General features: G+C 35.6%; 3 protein-coding genes. All 3 read right to left on the reverse strand.

Annotated features, from left to right (window positions below; translation table 11 throughout):
• Nucleotides 1-352: 352 nt before the first annotated feature.
• Entirely contained in the window at nt 353-898 is a 546-nt protein-coding gene (locus tag ACWPWY_RS23485; RefSeq protein WP_454193945.1) for a TetR/AcrR family transcriptional regulator, read from the reverse strand.
• Nucleotides 899-914: 16 nt separating this feature from the next.
• Complete coding sequence (locus ACWPWY_RS23490; RefSeq protein ID WP_454191814.1) at nt 915-1,265, reverse strand: DMT family transporter; 351 nt, start codon at nt 1,263-1,265, stop codon at nt 915-917.
• A gap of 17 nt (nt 1,266-1,282) precedes the next feature.
• A partial coding sequence (locus ACWPWY_RS23495) for a DMT family transporter (RefSeq protein ID WP_454193946.1) occupies nt 1,283-1,614 on the reverse strand: 332 nt, incomplete at its 5' end.

Raw genomic sequence — 1,614 nt, forward strand, 5'->3', positions numbered from 1 at the left:
TAACTAACACTACAAAAGCAACTTTTTTGAGAATATCCTCTCCCTCTCTCACTATAAAGAGTATGGAGAATAAAAGACAAATAAACATTATAAATAGTAACATTGCTATACCTTCTTCTTTGTGAATGATCTTGATGACTGATGTTCTCTATTTAACCAATATATAGAACAAAATCAATCTTACACGACATTATAGATTTTATACAGTTAATCAATGGAAGCTAATTTTTTTGTTTTTATTCACACGATCCTATCTAAGAGAGCGCAAAAAAAGGCAACGAATTATATTCGATGCCTGCTATTCATCTTTCAGAACGACAGTTAGATTGTAAAGCTTCTTATCCAGGAACTGTTAGTTTTGAAAATCTTTATTTATCATATCATGTAGTTTCTTTATTACTTTTTCTTTTGTATCTTCATCCATTTTTCCTAATCCATAAATTTCAGAAAACCACAGACCATCAGCGGCTAGTCTCACAATGGTTGAATCAATTACATCGCCGCCATCATTAGATATTCCATTCGTAATTACACGATACATTTCCTGCATTCGGTCAAGCAAAGAAGGATTATAATTCATTGCTGCAACAGATGCTGCTGCTAGACCGCTTACTAACGCTTTATCATTGAGTATTACGTTTAAGTACGCTCTTATCCACTTTCCTTGCTCATTCGATTTACTTGTAATCGATGTAAGTTCCTCAATAAATTGTTCTGTGTACTCGATGATCATTCCTTCAATTAAAGCTTCTTTGTTACGAAAGTGATGCAATAAGCCACCTTTACTAATCCCAGTTTTATTGGCAACGGCCTCTAAGGTTAATTTGTCCATTCCTAAATTCTCGACAATATACGAAGCAGAAGCTAATATCTCTCCTCGTTTGGAATTACTTCTCATAAGGCACTCCTTTCTTCTAATTAGATGATTCTTGAACTGTCCTAGTTGCATTGGATGTATTTAAAATAACTACACCACCAATGATAAGAATAAGTCCGACACCCGTTAAAATGCCAAAGGGGTCGTTCCAAATGACAACCCCTATCAGTGCCGTTAAAGCCGTTCCTACTCCAGACCAAATCGCGTAGGCTAAGCTTAAAGGAATTGTCTTTAAACTTAATGATAAAAAATAGAAGGCGAGTCCCATCCCCATGATTAATCCTAGACTAGGTAATAAATGGGCGAACCCCTCTGACATTTTAAGCATGGTTGTACCAAAAATCTCACCCAAAATCGCTATTGATAAATAAATATATCCCTGTCTCATGTACGGATCTCCTTTCATTAATCTGCTGCAAGTTTCATTACAACTACTCCAACAATAATCAATAATATTCCAATCATTTTTCTTGTGGTTACTTTCTCCTTATATACGAAGGTCCCAACTAATACAGTAAGTGCAGTACCTACTCCAGACCATATTGCATAAGCAGTACCTAATGGGATTGTTTTTAAAGCTAAAGATAATCCGTAAAATGCTGCAGCCATCCCCGCTATTACCCCAAGCGTTGGGTACAGTTTTTTAAATCCATTAGATAATTTCATCATTGAACTTCCGAACACTTCCGCAATAATGGCAAATGCTAGGATTACATATGCATTCATTTCTAACCTCC

Source organism: Paenibacillus sp. Marseille-Q7038, from assembly GCF_965111595.1.

Excerpts from the sequence above, each read along its gene's own strand:
- ACWPWY_RS23490 (WP_454191814.1), bottom strand. The coding sequence starts at position 1,265 with ATGAGACAGGGATATATTTATTTATCAATAGCGATTTTGGGTGAGATT.
- ACWPWY_RS23485 (WP_454193945.1), bottom strand. The coding sequence starts at position 898 with ATGAGAAGTAATTCCAAACGAGGAGAGATATTAGCTTCTGCTTCGTAT.